This window comes from Marinomonas sp. 15G6-16 (assembly GCF_055809555.1).
Genome location: NZ_CM147916.1, coordinates 2,725,945 through 2,748,481 on the forward strand (window position 1 = coordinate 2,725,945; position 22,537 = coordinate 2,748,481).

Annotated in this window: 15 protein-coding genes, 2 tRNA genes and 3 rRNA genes; 15 read left to right on the top strand and 5 right to left on the bottom strand. The window is 44.0% G+C overall.

The window, feature by feature from the left end:
• Positions 1-106 precede the first annotated feature (106 nt).
• Entirely contained in the window at positions 107-1,381 is a 1,275-nt protein-coding gene (gene yjeH / locus AC0L46_RS13045) for an L-methionine/branched-chain amino acid transporter (RefSeq protein ID WP_473504158.1), read from the bottom strand.
• A gap of 173 nt (positions 1,382-1,554) precedes the next feature.
• Here yjeH and AC0L46_RS13050 point away from each other — a divergent pair, with 173 nt between their 5' ends.
• Entirely contained in the window at positions 1,555-1,983 is a 429-nt protein-coding gene (locus AC0L46_RS13050; protein ID WP_317002965.1) for an Lrp/AsnC family transcriptional regulator, read from the top strand.
• Positions 1,984-2,088: 105 nt separating this feature from the next.
• On the opposite strand, the gene argC is transcribed toward AC0L46_RS13050, so the two are convergent.
• Positions 2,089-3,120 carry an N-acetyl-gamma-glutamyl-phosphate reductase gene (gene argC / locus AC0L46_RS13055; protein WP_473504160.1) on the bottom strand — a complete coding sequence of 344 codons (1,032 nt, stop codon included), beginning with the start codon at positions 3,118-3,120 and terminating at the stop codon, positions 2,089-2,091.
• 121 nt (positions 3,121-3,241) lie between these two features.
• Between argC and AC0L46_RS13060 the strand changes: the two genes are divergently transcribed.
• The 10 genes from AC0L46_RS13060 to rrf all read left to right on the top strand — a co-directional run bounded on the left by AC0L46_RS13060 (position 3,242) and on the right by rrf (position 14,353).
• Positions 3,242-4,954, top strand: coding sequence for a chloride channel protein (locus AC0L46_RS13060; RefSeq protein ID WP_473504162.1), 1,713 nt, complete (start codon positions 3,242-3,244; stop codon positions 4,952-4,954).
• An 85-nt stretch (positions 4,955-5,039) separates the two neighbouring features.
• A complete protein-coding gene (hemL, locus tag AC0L46_RS13065) occupies positions 5,040-6,323 on the top strand; it encodes a glutamate-1-semialdehyde 2,1-aminomutase (RefSeq protein ID WP_473504164.1) in 1,284 nt (427 codons plus the stop codon).
• Positions 6,324-6,347: 24 nt separating this feature from the next.
• Positions 6,348-7,118 carry a CDP-diacylglycerol--serine O-phosphatidyltransferase gene (gene pssA, locus AC0L46_RS13070; RefSeq protein ID WP_473504166.1) on the top strand — a complete coding sequence of 257 codons (771 nt, stop codon included), beginning with the start codon at positions 6,348-6,350 and terminating at the stop codon, positions 7,116-7,118.
• A gap of 99 nt (positions 7,119-7,217) precedes the next feature.
• Positions 7,218-8,210 carry a protein-methionine-sulfoxide reductase catalytic subunit MsrP gene (msrP, locus tag AC0L46_RS13075; RefSeq protein ID WP_473504168.1) on the top strand — a complete coding sequence of 331 codons (993 nt, stop codon included), beginning with the start codon at positions 7,218-7,220 and terminating at the stop codon, positions 8,208-8,210.
• A 40-nt stretch (positions 8,211-8,250) separates the two neighbouring features.
• A complete protein-coding gene (locus tag AC0L46_RS13080; protein WP_473504170.1) occupies positions 8,251-8,820 on the top strand; it encodes a protein-methionine-sulfoxide reductase heme-binding subunit MsrQ in 570 nt (189 codons plus the stop codon).
• Positions 8,821-9,113: 293 nt separating this feature from the next.
• Positions 9,114-10,652: ribosomal RNA gene (locus tag AC0L46_RS13085) — 16S ribosomal RNA — on the top strand.
• A 77-nt stretch (positions 10,653-10,729) separates the two neighbouring features.
• Positions 10,730-10,806: transfer RNA gene (locus tag AC0L46_RS13090), tRNA-Ile, on the top strand.
• 20 nt (positions 10,807-10,826) lie between these two features.
• A tRNA-Ala gene (locus tag AC0L46_RS13095) sits at positions 10,827-10,902 on the top strand.
• Between the two features lie 277 nt (positions 10,903-11,179).
• Positions 11,180-14,063: ribosomal RNA gene (locus AC0L46_RS13100) — 23S ribosomal RNA — on the top strand.
• A gap of 175 nt (positions 14,064-14,238) precedes the next feature.
• Positions 14,239-14,353 (top strand): 5S ribosomal RNA (gene rrf / locus AC0L46_RS13105).
• The 16S, 23S and 5S rRNA genes sit together here with 2 tRNA genes alongside, the layout of an rRNA operon.
• Positions 14,354-14,995: 642 nt before the next feature.
• Here rrf and AC0L46_RS13110 read toward each other — a convergent pair.
• Positions 14,996-15,928 carry a LysR substrate-binding domain-containing protein gene (locus tag AC0L46_RS13110; protein ID WP_473504172.1) on the bottom strand — a complete coding sequence of 311 codons (933 nt, stop codon included), beginning with the start codon at positions 15,926-15,928 and terminating at the stop codon, positions 14,996-14,998.
• Between the two features lie 105 nt (positions 15,929-16,033).
• Between AC0L46_RS13110 and AC0L46_RS13115 the strand changes: the two genes are divergently transcribed.
• Positions 16,034-16,942, top strand: coding sequence for a DMT family transporter (locus AC0L46_RS13115; protein ID WP_473504174.1), 909 nt, complete (start codon positions 16,034-16,036; stop codon positions 16,940-16,942).
• Here the strand turns inward: AC0L46_RS13115 and AC0L46_RS13120 are convergent.
• On the bottom strand, positions 16,928-17,539 hold the full coding sequence (locus AC0L46_RS13120; RefSeq protein WP_473504176.1) for a TetR/AcrR family transcriptional regulator: 612 nt from the start codon (positions 17,537-17,539) through the stop codon (positions 16,928-16,930). The two genes, AC0L46_RS13115 and AC0L46_RS13120, sit on opposite strands and share 15 nt — an antisense overlap.
• Positions 17,540-17,636: 97 nt before the next feature.
• Between AC0L46_RS13120 and AC0L46_RS13125 the strand changes: the two genes are divergently transcribed.
• On the top strand, positions 17,637-19,658 hold the full coding sequence (locus AC0L46_RS13125) for an oxidoreductase (RefSeq protein ID WP_473504178.1): 2,022 nt from the start codon (positions 17,637-17,639) through the stop codon (positions 19,656-19,658).
• 92 nt (positions 19,659-19,750) lie between these two features.
• Here the strand turns inward: AC0L46_RS13125 and AC0L46_RS13130 are convergent, their stop codons facing one another.
• The gene (locus AC0L46_RS13130) at positions 19,751-20,242 is read right to left on the bottom strand and encodes a hypothetical protein (protein ID WP_414681128.1); all 492 of its coding nucleotides are present in this window, start codon (positions 20,240-20,242) and stop codon (positions 19,751-19,753) included.
• Between the two features lie 293 nt (positions 20,243-20,535).
• On the opposite strand from AC0L46_RS13130, the gene iscR reads away from it, so the two are divergent.
• Positions 20,536-21,024, top strand: a complete 489-nt coding sequence (gene iscR, locus AC0L46_RS13135; RefSeq protein ID WP_414681127.1) for a Fe-S cluster assembly transcriptional regulator IscR — start codon at positions 20,536-20,538, stop codon at positions 21,022-21,024.
• A 74-nt stretch (positions 21,025-21,098) separates the two neighbouring features.
• A complete protein-coding gene (gene sufB / locus AC0L46_RS13140; RefSeq protein WP_473504181.1) occupies positions 21,099-22,535 on the top strand; it encodes a Fe-S cluster assembly protein SufB in 1,437 nt (478 codons plus the stop codon).
• The last annotated feature ends 2 nt before the right edge of the window (positions 22,536-22,537 follow it).

The following is a 22,537-nucleotide window of genomic DNA, read 5'->3' on the forward strand; positions in this document are numbered from 1 at the left end:
CTAGTGTGCCAGTTTTGTGACTGTCTATAGAAGGAGAGCGTCCAATTGTTGCTAACAAGAGAGATATTGGACGCTTAATGGTTCACCTAATGATTTAGAGTTGAAGCTATGAAAGAGCGTTATTTTTTTCACTCATGTGATTGGCTTTACGCCATTGCTCATAACACAACGCCATTATCATAATAGTGATAGCAAAGAGTATATTTATGCCGATAAAGAACGCCATGCCAAGGCAACTTCCTAGCGCTAGCACCGCGAGCACTTTAAGTCTGTTGTTCACCAATCTAAAAGCCGCAATGCAGGTAAGGGCATAGATTAATAAAAAATTGCTGTTGGTCATTTCGATAAACCAAGCCATTTCCCAACCAGACAATTCAGAAAAAACAATCGATAAGAGTACGATGGAACACACTAGAAGCACGGCATTAATTGGGGTGCCTTGCGAAGATAGCAGTGCAAATTTATGAGGCAGCGCGTTTTGTTTAGCAAGGGACTGCACCATACGAGCGAAACCTAAAATGTAGATGGCAACATTGGCGAAAGCGATAATGTAGGCGCCTACTGCAAAAAGCTTGCTGCCGGTATCCCCGACTAATTTATTGACCAGTAAGGCGAGAGACTGGCTATTGGTCACTTCATCACCATAGGTTTGGTGGTAAGCGATTAATAAGACCAAGCTAAGATAAGCCAGAATGACCAATGTAATACCGCCTAATAGTGCGATAGGAAAATCTCGTGTAGGGTTCTTAAATTCCGCGCCCATGTGTGCCATGACTTCTATGCCGAGAAAACACCAGAATATGACCCCTGTTGCATATAATGTTGTTTGCCAATCTGAAGAGCTTTCAGGTGTGGCGATCACGCTCACGCTACTGCTAATGTCGGCAATAATACACAGCCAGATAATGGTCAGTATCATGACTATGACGACACCTGTTTGGAAACGTGCTGAAGCTTGAATGCCCGCCACGGAAAATAGTGTCAACGCAATAATGGTTATCAGGCTTAGTACCAATAGGCTAATCTCTGGAATATCTATGATTATGCCTAGGTAGGCCGCTGCGACCTTTACGGCGACTGCAGGACCGAACAGCAAAATGCTGAGGAATAACCAGCCAACGGCTTTTTCATAATGTTGTCCAAATGCCTTACCAATATAGTGTGAGGCGCCTCCTGCAGAGGGGTACTTTGAGCCGAGTAGGGCAAAGATGAAAGCAATCGGAATCACCATTACGGCGGTAATTAACCAAGCGTAAAAAGCAAAAGAGCCTGCTTCTGCCACAGACATGGCCGGTAAAATCATCAAGCCAGTACCGATAAAAGTGGTGACTGTCATGGCGATACCTTGGATTGGACCGAGGGTTCTTTGGTATTCAGACATGATTACCTTCTTAGTGAATAGGGTGTAATTGGTGTGAGTTAATAGCTGTTTTTTGATACGGCTAAGGATAAAATGCAGTGCATTAAAAAGCCCTAAGCAAGTTGCCGTCATTTGACGGCATTTTGTCTGAATGGCCGTCAAAGTGGCGGAGTTTGAAGTTAAGAGGAAATAAAGTGGCTGATCAGTACGATCAAAAGATATTAGGCTTATTGGTGAATGATGCCAGGTTGTCCGTATCGGATATTAGTCGTCAGGTGAATTTATCTCGTTCAGCGGTAACAGAGCGCATTAAACGCATGGAAGATAATGGCACTATTACTGGCTATCATGCCCATACAGCGGTTTCAAAAGAAGAAGGTGTGACCGCGTATTTGGCGTTAACCTTTCGTCCCTTGTCTTGTGATTTGGTGCAGCCTTTGGTCGAAGCCATACCTGAAGTTAAATTGTCCCATTCTATCAGTGGTGATTTGGATCTCTTGTTGTTGGTTCAAGCGTCTTCCATGTCGCGGTTAAATGATATTCGCAGTGAAATGGATAGCTGGCCCAATCTTGATAAAATTGTCACCCACATGTGCTTGTCGAAACGGATTGATCGATGGTAGTCGAGATATATGAAAGTACGTCTGTGGCGGTAAAGAAGAGATAAAAAAAACGGGCTCTTAAATTGCAACTAAGAAGCCCGTTTTAATGTCATCTATAAAAGAATATTAAGGCATCATACCTAAGGCGGTTAAGCCTAGGTTTTCTGGTAATCCCAACATGATGTTCATGTTTTGAATGGCTTGGCCTGATGCGCCTTTTACCAGATTATCAATCACAGACAGGACAACGACCTTGTTGCTGTTTTGTGGGCGATAAACAGCTATGCGGCAGAAGTTTGCGCCTTTTGTGCTGCGAGTTTCTGGTGTGCTGCCTGCTGGCATAACATCGACAAAGAATTCATCTTTATAGCGTTCTTCAAATAAAGCTTGTAGATCAACCGATGTGTCGGTCAATGTGGCGTACATTGTGGAGTGTATACCACGAATCATAGGCACTAAATGCGGTACAAACGTCAGGCCAACTGGTGAGTTACTTACCGCTTGTAAGCCTTGTTTGATCTCGGGAAGGTGACGGTGTCCTGCTACGCCATAAGCTTTGAAACTTTCACTGGCTTCACACAATAGTGAGCCAACGTTTGTGCCTCGACCTGCACCACTGACACCTGATTTTGCATCGGCGATTAAATCAGATGGATCTATGATGCCAGCTTCTAATAATGGAATAAGTCCAAGTTGTGTTGCCGTTGGGTAACAACCAGGGTTTGCAACAAGTTGAGCGCCCTTGATGGCTTCACGGTTCATTTCCGGCAAACCGTATACGGCTTTGGCTACATAATCTGGTGTGCGGTGATCCATGCCGTACCATTTTGCCCACTCCACTGTGTTTTTAATACGGAAATCGGCACCTAAATCCACAACCTTGATTCCACGGTCGATCAGCTCTGGTACTTGATCCATGGCGACGCCATGTGGTGTTGCATAGAAAACGAGATCGCATTTGGCGAGTTCTTCAATGTCTGGGTTTGAAAAGCGAAGGTCATAGTGACCGCGTAAGCTAGGATATATATCGGAAATGAGTTTGCCTTCTTCGCTACGTGATGTAATCGCAGCAACTTCCACTTCTGGGTGATTGGCTAAAAGTCTTAATAATTCGGCTCCGGTATAACCCGTTCCACCTACGATGCCTATTTTATACACTGTTTCTTCCTAATAAATGATGCCTTGATAGAGGCAATTGCGAATTTGTTATATAACTGCTTGAATAGTGCACGAAATTCGCTCCCGTTTAAAGAGAGGTGGGAATCTGAAAGGGTTAAATTTGAGGGAAAAGTGGTCGCGTAAGGCGAGAGCTTATGACGACTTATCCATATTAGCCGCTTTAGGCGCTTTGTGTGGCTTGCTCAGCGGTCTGTTAATGGCGTTGTTTTATGCTGTGATTTATCTGCCCGCACGTTATTTTATTGGTGCGGATGTTGATGCTTTTGAAACCTTATCTGTTGAGTGGCGTGTCGGTTTATCGGTTTCCGCTTGTTTCCTTCTTGCGTTGGTTTTTACTGGCTTACCCAAAAAGCTACATAAGGTCGGAGTGCCTTATGTGGTGGAAAGGTTGAATTATTACAATGGTAATTTGCCTATCTGGAATGGCGTTGTGCAGTTCTTTACGGCTGCAGTGGGTTTAATTGGTGGACTTTCCATTGGTAAAGAAGGTCCAGCTGTTCATTTAGGCGCTACTTTGGGTGGCTATTTGGCTGGAAAAGCTAAGTTGCCTCAATACGGTGTTGAAACATTGCTAGCATGCGGTGTAGCTGGCGCTATTTCGGCAATTTTCCAAACACCATTGGCGGGTGTTTTGTTCGCTTTTGAAGTGATTTTTTTAGAGTATCGACAGCGTTATGTGTTGCCTGTTCTTTTATCTTCGGTCATTGCGACGCTCGTTAGTCATTTCTTGATTGGCCCTTTGCATATTTTCAGTATTGACAGTATTTCTTCCGTGGTTCTGTCGTTGGATATGTTTCTTGCTTGTTTTGTATTGGTCGTTTTTATTGTGCTTTTGTCTGCACTTTTTCTGCATACGCAAAAGGTACTTTGGCGCTTTAGTGGGCTTTCTGTTTGGATTCGCTTCACGGTAGTGGCGGCGCTTACGGCGTTAGTTGCGATCTACTTTCCTCAAACGTTGGGAAGTGGTTATGCTTCTTTATCAAATGTGCTTTCTGGTGAACTGGTTGTTTATTCCTTGCTTTTGTTGGTTATCGTTAAAACATTATTGACGGCGTTTACGGTTGGTTTAGGTGTTCCCGGCGGCATGATTGGCCCAACTTTTATTATTGGTGGTTTGGCTGGCGCGCAAGTCGCTCAGATGTTTGAAAGTGAATTTATTTATATCGCTTTATTTGCTTTGCTTGGCATGGCAGCGATGATGGCGGCGAGCTTTCAGGCACCTTTGACGGCGCTGGTAGCCATCGTGGAGATGACGCATTCATCTGAAGTGATTGTGCCTGCATTGTTTGTGATTGTTTTATCGTGTTTGCTAACAAGAGTCTTTTTTCATCAGGAGTCTGTATTCACGGAGAGATTGAGCTACATCGGAATGGTCTCTTCTATCAATCCACTTCAACGTTATTTGCGACAACATACGGTTAAGCCTGTGGCAGAAGATGTGTTATTGATTTCTGCTCAGCGTCCTCTTGAACGAGTAAAAGATTTGGCGTTAAGTGTGGTAGACTACGCCGCATTCGAGCAGTCTGGAAAATGGTATTTTGTTCGACGAAATTCGCTGTTAGAGGCTTTGCAATCATTGGACTTCGGGCCTCAGCCTTGGTTGCTTACTGATGGCGAAAAGGTGTTGATGGATTTAACTAAAGCCGTTGAACCTTTGCCTATTCAGAAAATAGACGAGCCTGCTTCATTGGAAATTATTTTGAATTGGTTTCAAACCACAGGGTTGTCTGAAGTGTTGGTTTCTTTATCAGATAACTCTTTGTGTCTTGTCACTCGACAGCGCCTTGACCAATTTTTGTTAAAAAGTGAATGATCGAGAAAGCGATTGTTTGCGTTTAGTCTTTACTTGCTTTGTTATAAAGCGAAATACATTACTAGTTTATGGAACTTAAGAAATTATGAGTCGATCAAGTGATTTATATGCACGAGCACAACACCGTATTCCTGGCGGCGTAAATTCCCCAGTACGAGCTTTTAATGGTGTGGGCGGAACGCCTGTGTTTTTCCAAAAGGGAGAAGGCGCTTATGTTTATGATGAAGATAAGAAACGCTATATCGACTATGTTGGATCTTGGGGGCCGATGATTTTAGGTCACTCTCATTCAGATGTGTTGGATGCAGTAAGGCAGCAACTTGATTTTGGCTTGAGCTTTGGTGCGCCAACAGAAGTCGAAATCACCATGGCAGAAAAAGTGTGTGAGCTCGTTCCTTCTATGGATATGGTTCGCATGGTGAATTCTGGTACGGAAGCGACCATGAGTGCGATTCGTCTTGCCCGTGGTTATACCGGACGAGACAAAATCGTGAAGTTCGAGGGCTGCTATCACGGACATTCTGATTCATTGTTGGTGAAGGCGGGATCGGGGGCGTTGACTTTGGGTGTGCCAAACTCTCCTGGTGTTCCGGCTGATTTAGCTAAGCATACAATTACATTGCAATATAACGATATTGATGAAGTGAAGCGTTGTTTTGCTGAAATAGGTGATCAAGTCGCTTGTATTATTGTTGAGCCAGTTGCGGGCAATATGAACTGTATTTTGCCTGTTGACGGTTTCCTTCAAACACTTAGGGAAGTATGTGATGAATCTGGTGCGGTGTTAATTTTTGATGAAGTAATGACTGGGTTCCGAGTTGCACTTGGTGGTGCACAAGAACATTTCGGTGTTGTGCCAGATTTAACAACGCTTGGTAAAGTGATTGGCGCTGGAATGCCTGTTGGTGCTTTTGGTGGCAAGCGTGAAGTCATGGAATGTATTTCACCGTTAGGGCCTGTTTATCAAGCGGGTACTTTATCGGGCAATCCTGTTGCTATGGTCGCTGGCTTGGCTGTGTTGAATAAAATCAGTGAGCCTGACTTTCATAAAACATTAGGCGCTAAAGCAGCTCGTCTTGTGTCTGGATTGAAAGCAGCGGCGGATGAAGCGGGTGTTCCATTTTGTGTTGTTAGTGTGGGTGGCATGTTTGGCTTCTTCTTCTCTGAAGCAGATGTTGTGAGTAGTTTTGCCGAAGTTCAGAACTGTGACCTCGCTCGATTTAAAGCATTCTTCCACTATATGTTGGAAGAAGGGGTGTATCTTGCTCCTGCTGCTTTTGAAGCTGGCTTTATTTCTCAGGCACACACAGATGAAGATATTGATTTTACAATTGCAGCGGCTAAACGCGCTTTTGCAAAGCTCCTATAAAGTGAGCAAGGTGAGGATGTTTGTATGTCGATAGACGATATAAAGAAAGCGCCAGTGGATGATATTGAAGATATTGATCTTGGTGATGAGAAAAAGCAGCCGCGAAAAGGGGTATATTTACTGCCTAACCTTTTTACAACGGCGGCGTTGTTTTCCGGTTTTTATGCAATTATTGCGGCGATGGACGGTAATTTTTCAAATGCTGCTGTGGCAATTTTTATCTCTATGGTGTGCGATGGATTAGACGGGCGAGTAGCGCGGTTAACTCATACACAAAGTGCTTTTGGCGCAGAATACGATTCGCTCGCTGATATGGTGTCATTTGGTATTGCGCCAGCATTGATTGTTTTTACTTGGTCATTAGAACCGCTTGGTAAGATAGGTTGGATTGCGGCATTTGTTTATGCAGTAGGTGCGGCACTTCGCTTGGCTCGCTTTAACACCATGTTGGCAGTCGAGGAAAAACGTTATTTTACTGGATTACCAAGCCCTGCGGCGGCGGCTATTTTAGCTGGCGTAATTTGGGCTGCCAGCGAAAAAGGTGTTTCAGGTGATAGTTTGTCGATTTTGATGGCTTTACTTGTGCCTGTTGTTGGTTTGTTGATGGTAAGTAATGTTAAATATCGCAGTTTTAAAGATCTCAACTTAAAAGGGCGAGTGCCTTTTGTTGTGTTCTTGATTGCTATTTTAGTGTTTGTATTGATTGCGCTTGAGCCGTCATTGGTCTTGATGGCAGTGTTTTGCGTGTATGGTCTTTGGGGACCTTTAGGGCTCATATTCAAAGGATTGCGTTAGCTCTTAGTTCAAAAACAGAATGGATTGCTTGTTAGTTGAAGCTTTTTGAACTAGCGGGGATAACCTTTGTCTATAGTTCAACTATGAGGGAGGTTGCTTATGCTAATTCGTGTAAAAAAAGCGTCTGATTGTTCTGAATCAGAAGTTACAGATGAGTCCGTTTATTTGAATCGCCGCCAGTTTATGAAGGTGACTGGTGGTGCTGTTTTAGGTGCTGGAACGATTGGTTCTGTTTCAGCTGCCTTGCAAGGTGGAAATCCTCTCGTGCCTTCCTCTTCTTTGGCTCCCGCATTTAAAAATATCATTGAGACACCTTACGGTGCGGATGAAAAGGCAGCTCCGTTCGATGTTGCTACCTCTTACAATAATTTTTACGAATTTGGTTACGGTAAAAACGATCCAAAAGAAAGAGCGACACAATTCCAAACTTCGCCTTGGACAATTACGGTAGAAGGCGAAGCTGAAAAAACAGGCGTTTTTAATCTCGAAGACATTATAAAAGAGTCGATGCTGGAAGAGCGAATCTATCGCCTTCGTTGTGTTGAGGCTTGGTCAATGGTGATTCCTTGGGTTGGTGTTTCTTTGGGGGATGTTTTAAAGCGTTTTGCGCCGACGTCTAAAGCAAAATATGTTTATTTTGAGACTTTGTACGATCCTAAGCAGATGCCAGGTCAAAATGGCAATGGCTTGGATTGGCCTTATCGCGAAGGCTTGCGTATAGATGAGGCAATGAATCCGTTAGCCCTATTGGCTGTTGGAATGTATGGCAGTGTCCTTCCTAATCAAAATGGTGCGCCTGTACGTCTAGTCTTGCCTTGGAAATATGGCTTTAAAAGTATTAAGTCGATCGTGAAGATACGTTTCGTTGAAACTATGCCAGAAACAACTTGGAGTATGTTGGCTCCGAGCGAATATGGTTTTTACGCTAATGTGAATCCAAATGTTGATCACCCTCGTTGGACTCAAAAGCAAGAAAGGCGTCTGCCTAGCGGTGTGCTCTTTCCGAATGTTATCGAAACCAAAATGTTTAATGGTTATGAAGACGAAGTTGCTTCTTTATATTCTGGTATGGATCTAGGTAGGTTCTATTAATATGGCGTCGTTCTGGGATAGGAAGGAGAAGCCTTATATAGTGCTTTTGTTTCTTTTGCCGTTGTGTTGGATGGTTGTTTCACTTTTTCTGGGGCGCTATTTTCCTGATCCTGGAAAAGCCCTGATGAATTTGAGTGGTATTTGGGCGAGCGTCTTCATTGTTGTTGTTTTGTCTTTAACGCCAATAGCTAAGGTAAAGACGTTTCGCGTTATTTCTCGGTATCGTCGTTTTGTGGGATTGGCGGCCTTCTTCTATTCATTGTTTCATTTGCTTGTTTATTTAATTTTGTTTGCAGGGTTAAGTGTTTCATGGATTTTGTCGGATCTTGTGCAGAAACCTTACATCTATGCCGGAGTGGCAGCGACCGTTATTCTTTTTTTGTTAGCGATTACCAGCACTAAGAAAATGATGAGAAGGTTAGGTAAGAAATGGAAGAAGCTTCATCAATTAGTGTATTTTGCTGCAGTTTGTGTTGTCGCTCATTTATGGTTGCAAGTGAAGAGTGATATTGAACTTGCTGTTTGGGTAACCGTCTTTATTGCTCCTTTGCTATTCCTTCGTATCTATCAAAATCCGCGTTATAAAAAATATTTCAAGAAAATCTCATAAAACACTTGCACAAAATCTGTAGATCCTTAATATACGCCCTCGCTGACACGGACAGGGCTTAGCATCTTAATTAGGTTTAAGAGGTTGAGTGGCTTAAGTGTAACGGCAACGCTCTTTAAAATAGATAATCAGATAATTTGTGTGGGCGCTCGCTGGAGACTTCAGAAGATTGGCTACTGACTTTTGGTTAGTAAGTTGATCAAAAAAATTGAAGTCTTACGAGACGTCAAACACGTCAATTCGCTTTATAAGTAAATTGTTAGTGTTTCGATACTTGAGTAAGCAAACTTTTTTAACTGAAGAGTTTGATCATGGCTCAGATTGAACGCTGGCGGCAGGCTTAACACATGCAAGTCGAGCGGAAACGATGATAGCTTGCTATCAGGCGTCGAGCGGCGGACGGGTGAGTAACGCGTAGGAATCTGCCTAGTAGAGGGGGACAACATGTGGAAACGCATGCTAATACCGCATACGCCCTTAGGGGGAAAGGAGGGGATCTTAGGACCTTTCGCTATTAGATGAGCCTGCGTGAGATTAGCTAGTTGGTGGGGTAAAGGCTCACCAAGGCGACGATCTCTAACTGGTCTGAGAGGATGACCAGTCACACTGGGACTGAGACACGGCCCAGACTCCTACGGGAGGCAGCAGTGGGGAATATTGGACAATGGGCGCAAGCCTGATCCAGCCATGCCGCGTGTGTGAAGAAGGCCTTAGGGTTGTAAAGCACTTTCAGGAGTGAGGAAGGGCATTTGGTTAATACCCAAATGTTTTGACGTTAGCTCCAGAAGAAGCACCGGCTAACTCTGTGCCAGCAGCCGCGGTAATACAGAGGGTGCAAGCGTTAATCGGAATTACTGGGCGTAAAGCGCGCGTAGGTGGTTTGTTAAGTCTGATGTGAAATCCCAGGGCTCAACCTTGGAATGGCACCGGATACTGGCAGGCTAGAGTACGGTAGAGGAGTGTGGAATTTCCTGTGTAGCGGTGAAATGCGTAGATATAGGAAGGAACATCAGTGGCGAAGGCGACACTCTGGACTGATACTGACACTGAGGTGCGAAAGCGTGGGGAGCAAACAGGATTAGATACCCTGGTAGTCCACGCCGTAAACGATGTCTACTAGCCGTTGGGTTGTAATGACTTAGTGGCGCAGCTAACGCAATAAGTAGACCGCCTGGGGAGTACGGCCGCAAGGTTAAAACTCAAATGAATTGACGGGGGCCCGCACAAGCGGTGGAGCATGTGGTTTAATTCGAAGCAACGCGAAGAACCTTACCTACTCTTGACATCCATAGAACTTAGCAGAGATGCTTTGGTGCCTTCGGGAACTATGAGACAGGTGCTGCATGGCTGTCGTCAGCTCGTGTTGTGAAATGTTGGGTTAAGTCCCGTAACGAGCGCAACCCTTATCCTTACTTGCTAGCAGGTTATGCTGAGAACTTTAAGGAGACTGCCGGTGACAAACCGGAGGAAGGTGGGGACGACGTCAAGTCATCATGGCCCTTACGAGTAGGGCTACACACGTGCTACAATGGCGTATACAAAGGGCTGCGAGCTAGCGATAGTGAGCGAATCCCATAAAGTACGTCGTAGTCCGGATTGGAGTCTGCAACTCGACTCCATGAAGTCGGAATCGCTAGTAATCGTAGATCAGAATGCTACGGTGAATACGTTCCCGGGCCTTGTACACACCGCCCGTCACACCATGGGAGTTGATTGCTCCAGAAGTAGCTAGCTTAACCTTCGGGATGGCGGTTACCACGGAGTGGTCAATGACTGGGGTGAAGTCGTAACAAGGTAGCCCTAGGGGAACCTGGGGCTGGATCACCTCCTTAAACGATAGAAGCTCTGGTGAGCGTTCACACAAATTATCTGATGTATATCTACTTTATAAGACGCACAGAAAGTGTTTGGGTCTGTAGCTCAGTTGGTTAGAGCGCACCCCTGATAAGGGTGAGGTCGGCCGTTCAAATCGGCCCAGACCCACCAAATACTAGACAGTGAATAATGGGGCTATAGCTCAGCTGGGAGAGCGCCTGCTTTGCACGCAGGAGGTCTGCGGTTCGATCCCGCATAGCTCCACCATTTATTAACTTCTTCTGTGTTTAAGATTAGCGAGAGTTCTAAGCAAGACACTAAACAGAATCGATTCAAAGCGTGCTTTGAATATGTTCTGACGTTTTAGTCTCTGACTTAGTGCTTTGCACTAAACTTGCTCTTTAATAATTCAAATTTTGAAATAACGATGAATCAAGCGTTAAACCGGTGGAAGTTCACTTTAACCTAGTGGCTTCTATTATCGTAAATCCTAAGAGGTACAAAAGCTCTTAGGTATGTGATCCGAAACTATTTTGGGTTATATGGTCAAGTGACCAAGCGTGCACGGTGGATGCCTTGGCAGTCAGAGGCGATGAAGGACGTGGTAATCTGCGATAAGGTTCGGGGAGTTGATAAACAAACTTTGATCCGAACATTTCCGAATGGGGAAACCCACCCGCTTGCGGGTATCGTTAAGTGAATACATAGCTTAACGAGGCGAACCCGGGGAACTGAAACATCTAAGTACCCGGAGGAAAAGAAATCAACCGAGATTCCCTAAGTAGCGGCGAGCGAAAGGGGATTAGCCCTTAAGTTGATTTGGTGTTAGTAGAAGACTCTGGAAAGGGTCGCCATAGTGGGTGATAGCCCCGTATACGAAAACGCCATTTCAATGAAAACGAGTAGGACGGGACACGTGTTATCCTGTCTGAATATGGGGGGACCATCCTCCAAGGCTAAATACTCCTGACTGACCGATAGTGAACCAGTACCGTGAGGGAAAGGCGAAAAGAACCCCTGTGAGGGGAGTGAAATAGATCCTGAAACCGTGTACGTACAAGCAGTGGGAGCGGACTTGTTCCGTGACTGCGTACCTTTTGTATAATGGGTCAACGACTTATTTTCAGTAGCAAGGTTAAGCGATTAGCGGAGCCGTAGGGAAACCGAGTCTTAATAGGGCGTTTAGTTGCTGGGAATAGACCCGAAACCGGGCGATCTATCCATGAGCAGGTTGAAGGTTGGGTAACACTAACTGGAGGACCGAACCCACGTACGTTGAAAAGTCCGGGGATGACTTGTGGATAGGAGTGAAAGGCTAATCAAGCTCGGAGATAGCTGGTTCTCCTCGAAAGCTATTTAGGTAGCGCCTCGTATCTCACCATTGGGGGTAGAGCACTGTTTGGGCTAGGGGGTCATCCCGACTTACCAACCCCATGCAAACTCCGAATACCAATGAGTGCAATTACGGGAGACACACGGCGGGTGCTAACGTCCGTCGTGGAAAGGGAAACAACCCAGACCGTCAGCTAAGGTCCCAAAGTTACAGTTAAGTGGGAAACGATGTGGGAAGGCTTAGACAGCTAGGAGGTTGGCTTAGAAGCAGCCATCCTTTAAAGAAAGCGTAATAGCTCACTAGTCGAGTCGGCCTGCGCGGAAGATATAACGGGGCTAAACTGTACACCGAAGCTACGGATGCGTATTTATACGCATGGTAGAGGAGCGTTCTGTAAGCCGTTGAAGGTCAAGCTGTAAGGCAGGCTGGAGGTATCAGAAGTGCGAATGTTGACATGAGTAACGATAAGGGGAGTGAAAAACTCCCCCGCCGGAAGACCAAGGTTTCCTGTCCCATGTTAATCAGGGCAGGGTGAGTCGGCCCCTAAGGCGAGGCAGAAATGCGTAGTCGATGGGAAACAGGTTAATATTCCTGTACTCGTACATATTGCGATGGAGAGACGGAGAAGGCTAGGCCAGCACAGCGATGGTTGTCTGTGTTTAAGGCGGTAGGTTTGGGACTTAGGCAAATCCGGGTCCCTTTAAGACCGAGAACTGACGACGAGCCCTCTTTTGGGCGAAGTGGTTGATGCCATGCTTCCAGGAAAAACTTCTAAGCTTCAGATATGATCGAACCGTACCCCAAACCGACACAGGTGGTCAGGTAGAGAATACCAAGGCGCTTGAGAGAACTCGGGTGAAGGAACTAGGCAAAATGGTACCGTAACTTCGGGAGAAGGTACGCCGGTTAGTGTGAAGGACTTGCTCCGTAAGCATTGATCGGTCGAAGATACCAGGTGGCTGCGACTGTTTATTAAAAACACAGCACTCTGCAAACACGAAAGTGGACGTATAGGGTGTGACGCCTGCCCGGTGCTTGAAGGTTAATTGATGGGGTTAGCTTCGGCGAAGCTCTTGATCGAAGCCCAAGTAAACGGCGGCCGTAACTATAACGGTCCTAAGGTAGCGAAATTCCTTGTCGGGTAAGTTCCGACCTGCACGAATGGCGTAACGATGGCCACACTGTCTCCACCCGAGACTCAGTGAAATTGAAATCGCAGTGAAGATGCTGTGTATCCGCGGCTAGACGGAAAGACCCCGTGAACCTTTACTATAGCTTCACAGTGAACTTTGAACCTACTTGTGTAGGATAGGTGGGAGGCTTTGAAGATAGGACGCCAGTTCTATTGGAGCCAATCTTGAAATACCACCCTGGTATGTTTGAGGTTCTAACTCAGGTCCATTATCTGGATCGAGGACACTGTGTGGTGGGTAGTTTGACTGGGGCGGTCTCCTCCCAAAGAGTAACGGAGGAGCACGAAGGTGTGCTCAGCATGGTCGGAAATCATGCATAGAGTGTAAAGGCAAAAGCACGCTTAACTGCGAGACAGACACGTCGAGCAGGTACGAAAGTAGGTCTTAGTGATCCGGTGGTTCTGTATGGAAGGGCCATCGCTCAACGGATAAAAGGTACTCCGGGGATAACAGGCTGATACCGCCCAAGAGTTCACATCGACGGCGGTGTTTGGCACCTCGATGTCGGCTCATCACATCCTGGGGCTGAAGCCGGTCCCAAGGGTATGGCTGTTCGCCATTTAAAGTGGTACGCGAGCTGGGTTTAGAACGTCGTGAGACAGTTCGGTCCCTATCTGCCGTGGACGTTTGAGATTTGAGAGGAGCTGCTCCTAGTACGAGAGGACCGGAGTGGACGAACCTCTGGTGTTCCGGTTGTCACGCCAGTGGCATTGCCGGGTAGCTATGTTCGGACGGGATAACCGCTGAAAGCATCTAAGCGGGAAGCCTCCCTCAAGATAAGATCTCACTGGGACATAAGTCCCCTAAAGAGCCGTTCGAGACTAGGACGTTGATAGGTTGGGTGTGTAAGTGCTGTGAGGCATTGAGCTAACCAATACTAATTGCTCGTGAGGCTTGACCATATAACACCAAAGTGGTTTTACATATATTACGATAAAGAGTACTGAAATTGTTCCAGACAATTTTCAGCATTTCCTCCATCCATGGAGGTCGCTGGTTTAACCTTGATACACGTTATTTCAAAATGAATTGTTAAAGATCCAAGCAACGTATTCGCGTGAAAACGCAGCCGAATTGCTTGACGATCATAGAGGCGTTGAACCACCTGATCCCATCCCGAACTCAGAAGTGAAAAGCGCCATCGCCGATGGTAGTGTGGGAGATCCCATGTGAGAGTAGGTCGTCGTCAAGCTTATAATACTAAGAGCCCCACATAGCCAACGCTGTGTGGGGTTTTTTATTGCAGATATGCATGTGAGAGCAGTAAGTCGTTAAGCTTATAATTAAGAAAGCCCTGATAGCTAAGCTGTCGGGGCTTTTTTTCGTCTGTAGGAAATGGAAGATCTGATTTGGAAACAATGAGATAGGAACAGATCAGATTAGAAACAAGAGCGTCTTAGTGGTCATTTACTTGCGCCTGTTTCGTACCTCAACGCGTCTGTGTAAATGACCACGAAGACACTCTACTACCACGCTGGCCTTGTGACCTGATGCGTCTGTGTAAATGGTAACTAAGGCGCTCTATTGCCTTGCTTATCTCATGCCTTGTTTGATGCGTTAGTGTAAATGTTTAGAGTCTGTATTAAGGTGGCTTCCTTAATAGAAAATTAATTTACAAGAAAAAGTGTATTTTTTTCTTGCACAATATATTCACTGTTTGGTAGTGTTATTTACAGACAGGGGGCAATGGATTGCCCAAGCCTCCAGGGTGGAGGCCCTGTCTCCTTTTCATGATGATTCAGAGCTGCATGGATGCAGCAGAAAATCCCTCTCTATATTGGTTATTCCTCAGTTTTATTTTTTCGATTCTCTATTCGACTTTAGATATTGTGGCTTAGGCTAATGTCTTAGCTTCCTCAAGTAGCCATTTTCTTAAATATCGAATTATATCTTCATTCTTACGGCTTTCTTTATAAGCCAAATAAAAATTATCACCTGTCTCGAAGCCACTGCAAGGCAGTTTAACCAGTGCTTGTTCGTCGTTTTTTTCGTTCATCATATAGTCATTAACAAGTGCGATGCCAAGAGAGTGCTTCGCAGCTTCATAGGCTAGCATTAGATGACTAAATCGATGGAATTGTATGGTATTTGGTAGTGGCTGTTTAAGGTTTGAAAACCAGCGTTTCCAATCTTCTGTATGGCGATCGTAGATGCTATAGGAGGTGATAAGTGAAAACTGGGCTAAAGGGCTAGGTGTTTCGTTCAGTTTATCGGTGAGTTCTTTATCTGAAGTGACGTTTAACCTGTTTTTAATTGCCTCAAGGCAATGTTGGCTGCAAACAGGAAATAGTTCTTCCTGATAAAGTGATTCAAAGAAAAATCCTCTTTTTTCATTTTCAGTAGTAATAAAAAGATCAGCTGTGCGGTCAGATAAGTCAGGAGAGCCATGACTCATTTCAATGCTCAACTCTAAATTTGGGTATAAGCGTTTTAGTTCGGGTAATCGTGGAATGAGCCAATAAACAGCAAACGAGCTATACACAGCCAATCTTATATGGGTTTCTTGCTCACCTTTAATTTGATTCGTAGCTTGAGCTATTTGTAGAAGAGAGTTACTTATAACATCGAGATAACGCTTTCCTTCCGTTGTTAATTCTAAATTACGCCCTTGGCGATTAAAAAGAGTCTCTCCAAGGTGATTCTCCAATATTCTTATCTGGTGGGATACTGCACTCTGACTAACATTCAACTCAGCGGCTGCCAATGAGAAGCTATTTAGTCTAGCGACGGCTTCAAATACCGGAAGTGATTTGAGGGGTGGTAGCATATTTTATTATCCAAATAACTAATATTTAGTCTAAATATATCATTTTATCTAATAAATATAAGCCTTTAAAATTCAGCGATTAATGCAATTTAAGGGGGAGGTGTTATGTCTGGACGCACCGTTGCTAGCGCTATTTTTGTTCTAATCTTGGGAAGCTTTTTTGCTACTTTATGCGATGTATTTATTAAGTTAGCAGGGCCTGATGTCGCTATCTTTCAATTTACCTTTTTTCGCGCTGTTTTTATGTTTTTGATGCTATTACCAATTGTATTGATTCGGCAGATATATCGTCCTAAGTCGTCTATTTTAATCGGGTTGAGACTGCATTTTTTACGTGGAAATATGTGGGTTTTAGCCGCTGTCCTGCTTGTTGTCTCTTTGTCTGAGCTTTCGTTGGCAACGGCCAATTCGGTCTTTTACACTGCGCCGATTTTTATCATGTTATTTGGCGCTATTTTCTTTAAAGAGCGCTTAACTTTTGAAGTGGTTGGTGCTGCTTTATTAGGTTTTATTGGGATTTTAATTATTCTAAGGCCGACTGAAATAAGTTTGGGAATGGTCAGCGCTATTCTTTTTGCGATTGTGTTGGCTGCGAACAGTTTGTTAATTAAAAAGCTGCCACAGAATCAAGATATGCTTTGTGGTTTGTGCATTACTCAATTTTCAGCTTTGCCATTAGCGGCAATATTGGCTTTTATGGAAGGTGAGGCTCTGCAATTAGACTTGTTGATTTACGCCGCTCTGGCGTCTATCTGTTCCATTTTATACAGTGTGTCTTGTTTGATTGGGTATCGCTATGTGGCGTCCAGTAAAGTGACAAGTGCGGAATATTCAGGCCTTATTTTTGCTTTTCTGATGGGATGGTTCGCTTTTGGTGATAAGCCAGACCTTGGTTTATTGATTGGTTCGCTCTTTGTGGTTTTACCTTTACTGTATTTGAGTCATCAAGATATTAAGAGGTTACGTAAGGAGCAATTATTATCTAATGTGCGATCCAACTTAGGCGCTGGTTGATTCATCGACACATAAGTTTTTTACCATTTGTTCTATCATATCGGATAAGTCTGATTGCTCTAGATATATTCCGTCTATAAAGAGCCTAGCGAGCCCATGTAGGCTCGCCCATGTTGTTTGGCCAATCCTTAATGGTGTATTGCTGTCGGTTAGCACTTTTTGGGCTTGTAACACTTCTACCCATTCAATCCATGTTTTAAATGTTCGTTTAGAGGCTAATTTTAACGCTTCATTTGGCTTGCCTGCTTTCCAGATTGTTCTGCCATACATCAAGTCATAAGTTTCACTGTGTAGCTGAGCGTATTCCAAATAGAAATAAACGTACTTAGTAAAGCGTTCTCTTGCTGAGTGTTCTTGCTTCATTAGGTTACTTAGGATTTGCTCTTGCTCGTAGAAACCTTGTTCGGCTAAGGCACAAAGTAGCGTATTTTTATCTTTGAAATGATGATAAGGCGCTGTTCTTGAAACGCCAACTAGGTCGGCCAGTTTACGCATGCTAAGACTTTCTACGCCTTGCTCTTTGATAATCAAGGCTGCAGCTTCTAGTAGTGATTTGGTTAAGTCGCCATGATGATATTGTTTTTTTGATGTTGTCATCTTTTTATTAAAACCTCTTATCTTGACACTGTCAAAATTTAAAACTATCTTGACGGTGTCAAAATCAAAAAAATAATAAATAAAGAGAGCAGTCATTATGAGTCATTCAACCTATCCCCACTTATTTGAGCCATTAGACCTAGGTTTTACAAAGCTAAAAAACCGAGTCTTAATGGGGTCTATGCATTTAGGCTTAGAGGAAATGAAAGGTGGAATTGAGCGTATGGCAGCTTTCTATGCTGAACGGGCACGAGGTGGTGTTGCGCTCATTGTGACAGGCGGTATTGCCCCTAATGCTGAAGGTGCTGTTTATGCTGGTGCGGCGGCAATGACATCCGAACAAGATGCTGAAAAACATCGTGTGATAACGGAGGCTGTTCACAAAGAAGGTGGGAAAATCTGCATGCAGATTTTGCACACAGGGCGTTATGCATATAACCCAAAATCGGTTGCGCCATCTGCGATTAAAGCGCCGATAAACCCTTTTGAGCCAGAAGCATTAACTGAAGAAGGGATTGAAAAGCAAATATCAGATTTTATAAAAACGGCTATTCTGGCTCAAAAAGCTGGATATGATGGCGTTGAGGTAATGGGGTCTGAAGGTTATTTTCTGAATCAATTTATTACCTCAAAAACGAATCATCGTGAAGACGATTGGGGAGGAGAATACGCCAATCGAATTCGATTGCCCATTGAGATCATTAAGCGAATTCGAGCTGCTGTAGGTGAGCAATTTATTATTATTTATCGATTATCCATGTTGGATCTAGTCGAAGGCGGTAGCAGTCTTGATGAAGTGGTCGAGCTTGGGTTAGAAATTGAAAAAGCAGGCGTAAATATCATAAGTACAGGTATTGGCTGGCATGAAGCGAGAGTGCCAACTATTGCAACCAAGGTGCCCAGAGCGGCATTTACTTGGGTTACCGCTGCGTTGCGCAAATCGTTAACGGTTCCATTAGTAACGTCAAACCGAATTAATACGCCAGATGTGGCAGAGCAAATTCTGGTTCGTGGCGATGCTGATATTGTATCCATGGCTAGACCTTTTCTTGCTGATCCTGAGTTTGTTTTAAAAGCCGAACAAAATCGTGCAGATGAAATTAATACATGTATTGGCTGTAACCAAGCTTGTTTAGATCATGCCTTTGCCAACAAGCTGACGTCTTGTCTTGTAAATCCTAGAGCTTGTCATGAGACAGAGATAATCATCAGCCCTGCTGATAAATCAAAGCGCATTGCTGTTATTGGGGCAGGTCCAGCAGGATTGGCGTTTGCTACAACTGCCGCCAAGCGAGGTCATTCGGTAACCTTGTATGATGCGTCAAGTGAAATTGGTGGGCAGTTTAATATTGCCAAGCGTATTCCCGGAAAAGGCGAGTTTTTTGAAACCTTACGTTATTTTCAAAAACAAATTGAGATTACGGGAGTGGATCTGCAGCTAAACACTCGCGTAGATGGAAAACTTCTCAATGAGGCTCAATATGATGAAGTGGTTTTAGCCACAGGAATTTTGCCAAGAACACCAGAAATAGAAGGCATTGAGCATAAAAAAGTATTGAGCTATTTGGATGTCATGAATGGTGCTCATGTCGGTCAACGTGTTGCAGTCATTGGCGCTGGCGGGATTGGTTTTGATGTGTCGGAATACCTAATACATAAAAAGGCACATAAGCAGCAAGATATTAAAAGCTTTATGGAGCAGTGGGGCGTTGATATGACTCTAGCGGCCAGAGGCGGCGTTGAAGGTATGAAGCCTGTCTTTGAAAAAGCGGAAAGAGAAGTATTTTTGCTGCAGCGTAAAAAAAGCAAAGTTGGATCTCAGTTAGGTAAAACAACAGGTTGGATACATAGGGCTGAGTTACTCGCGAAAGGTGTGGTATTTCATTCTAAATGTGAATACCAACGTATTGATGATGAAGGGCTCCATCTTTCTATTGATGGTGTAGATCAATGTCTGGAAGTGGATACCGTGGTGGTTTGTGCAGGACAAGAGCCGAATAGGTTATTGGAAAGTGAAATCAATCAAAAGGTACATCTGATTGGCGGTGCCGATGTAGCGTCTGAACTGGATGCGAAGCGTGCAATTAAACAAGGAACGCTTTTAGCGGTTGATATTTAGGTTGCTTTCCTGAAGAAAGTTCTGGACAGTATTCTCAGATAAGGCAGTCGTGTTCTCGCCTTACCTGAGAATATGCTTTAGAAGTCGTGCTTTTACTCTGTGTCGTTCGGCTCGCCCGTTTTTAATAGCTTTAATAAGTCTTCTCTTTCAATACTGCGCTTTTGGGCAATATCTAACTGGTACTGATATTTGTTATCCCAGTCCGAAGCACCTTGAACAATATTGGACAAGTCTCCCATCGCCGATTTCATCAAGACTAAATAAGCTTGTATGTTTTGTTCTTGATTAATGAGAATGTTCTTCAGTGCGGTTGAGCTGCTGTGTCTCAAATATAGCTTTAATACGTCATTCTGAGCTTTCAATTCAGCTAACTGGCTATTTTGCTGGGCAATGGATGACTTCAAATTGAGTAATAAAGCATCTTGTTCTGTATCTTTTGCTGAGGTGACGGGTTCTGCTTCTTTCGGTTGAGTTAAAAAGAAGGTGACGCCAGCGGATGCCCCCACACTGAGAATGAAACATAGGATAAATCCAACCCAGATTAATTTAGAGCTTTTTTTCGGAGTGTCTTCGTTATTAGCCATGAGATATTCACATTTATTGGTTACTTCATATATTAGTTTGCTTGTTTATGGGAAAAGGGCAAGAGATAGAAGTGCTTTTATTTGAGAGATCTGTCTTAAACCCGAAGTGCCGTCTCCTTATTCACCATAATGACACATTCTATAGTTTAGTTTTTCTACTGTAACACGTAAAATACGCCACGATTATTAACTGATGTAATAACCTACTAAATTAGTCGGGTAAATACTTGATAAAAACAGTAGGTTTTGTGTACTATTTACGTCCTCAAAGAATCGTCTTAATTGGATAGCTTATGCGCCTGACAACAAAAGGTCGTTATGCGGTAACCGCCATGCTGGATTTGGCATTGCATTCGGATCAAGGGCCAGTGTCTTTATCTGATATTTCTAACCGGCAGGGGATTTCACTTTCTTATCTTGAACAGTTGTTTTCCAAGCTTCGCAAAAAGCTATTGGTGACAAGTGTGAGAGGTCCGGGTGGAGGATATCGCCTTAGTCGTTCAAATGAAGATATTTTTGTTGCTCAAATAGTTGATGCGGTAAATGAATCAGTTGATGCAACAGGATGCAAAGGGCGCAGTGATTGCCAGAGTGGCAACACGTGTCTAACACATCATTTATGGTGTGATTTAAGTGACCAGATACATGATTTTTTGAGCCAAATTAGTTTGGCTCAGTTGGTCCGTAGAAATGATGTTAGGCAAGTTGCCGACCGACAGAACATAGAAAGCCGACAAGGTGGCGCTGATAGCCACATGATTAGCGCGGCAATTATTGATTAAGTGAAGAATAATTTTAGTAGAACTTAGCCCACTGATGTTCGGTGTGTTTGTTCCTATAATGAGTGAGTTTTTATATGACTGAGCAGATAGATAAGGCGCTGGCAAGGGAATACGAAGCTGGTTTTGTGTCTGATGTAGAATCAGAAACGTTTGAGCCTGGTTTGGATGAGAGTGTCATCCGACGTATTTCCGAAATGAAAGGCGAACCTGAATGGATGCTTGAATGGCGTTTAAGCGCATTTCGTGAATGGCTTAAAATGGAAGAGCCGGATTGGGCTTTGGTTGATTACCCAAAAATAGATTTTCAGGCGATCTCCTATTATTCAGCGCCAAAAAGTATGAAAGACAAGCCTAAGTCTTTGGACGAGGTTGATCCAGAATTACTGCGTACTTATGAGAAGCTTGGTATTCCTCTTATAGAACAACAAATGCTAGCAGGTGTGGCAGTTGATGCTGTATTTGATTCGGTGTCAGTTGTAACGACTTTTAGAGAGAAGCTGGAAGAAGCTGGCGTTATTTTCTGTCCAATTTCTGAAGCCATTCAAAAATACCCAGAACTTGTCAAAAAATACATCGGCAGCGTTGTTCCTAAAAAAGACAACTACTACGCGGCATTAAACTGCGCAGTATTCACTGATGGTTCTTTTGTTTACATTCCTAAAGGCACTCGCTGCCCAATGGAATTGTCTACTTACTTCCGAATCAATGAACAAAATACAGGCCAATTCGAGCGAACTCTGATTGTTGCTGATGAAGGCAGTCATGTGAGTTACCTTGAAGGTTGTACCGCGCCTCAACGTGATGAAAACCAATTGCACGCGGCAGTTGTTGAATTGGTTGCAATGGATAACGCAGAGATTAAATACTCAACGGTTCAGAACTGGTACCCAGGTGATGAAGACGGCAAAGGTGGTATTTATAACTTTGTAACCAAACGTGGTATTTGCCACACCAATGCCAAAATTTCTTGGACACAAGTGGAAACAGGTTCTGCTGTCACTTGGAAATACCCAAGCTGTATTTTGAAAGGCGATAACAGTGTCGGTGAGTTTTACTCTGTTGCCCTAACGCGTGGGCGTCAACAAGCGGATACTGGTACAAAAATGATTCACCTTGGAAAAAATACCAAGTCGACCATTATTGCCAAAGGTATTTCAGCTGGTAAGAGTAACGGCAGCTACCGTGGCCTTGTACGAATGAATCCAGGAGCGGAAGGCGCACGTAACTTTACTCAGTGTGATTCATTGCTGATTGGCGATCAGTGTGGTGCCCACACATTCCCTTACGTGGAGAGTCGTAACCCGACAGCCATTGTTGAGCATGAAGCTACTACCTCCAAGGTGAGTGATGAGCAAATGTTTTTGTGCCGTCAAAGAGGTCTAGATCCTGAAAAAGCTGTCTCTATTATCGTTAATGGCTTTTGTAAGGAAGTATTTAAAGAATTACCAATGGAATTTGCCGTAGAAGCTGGCAAGTTACTAGAAATTAGCCTTGAAGGCTCTGTAGGTTAAGG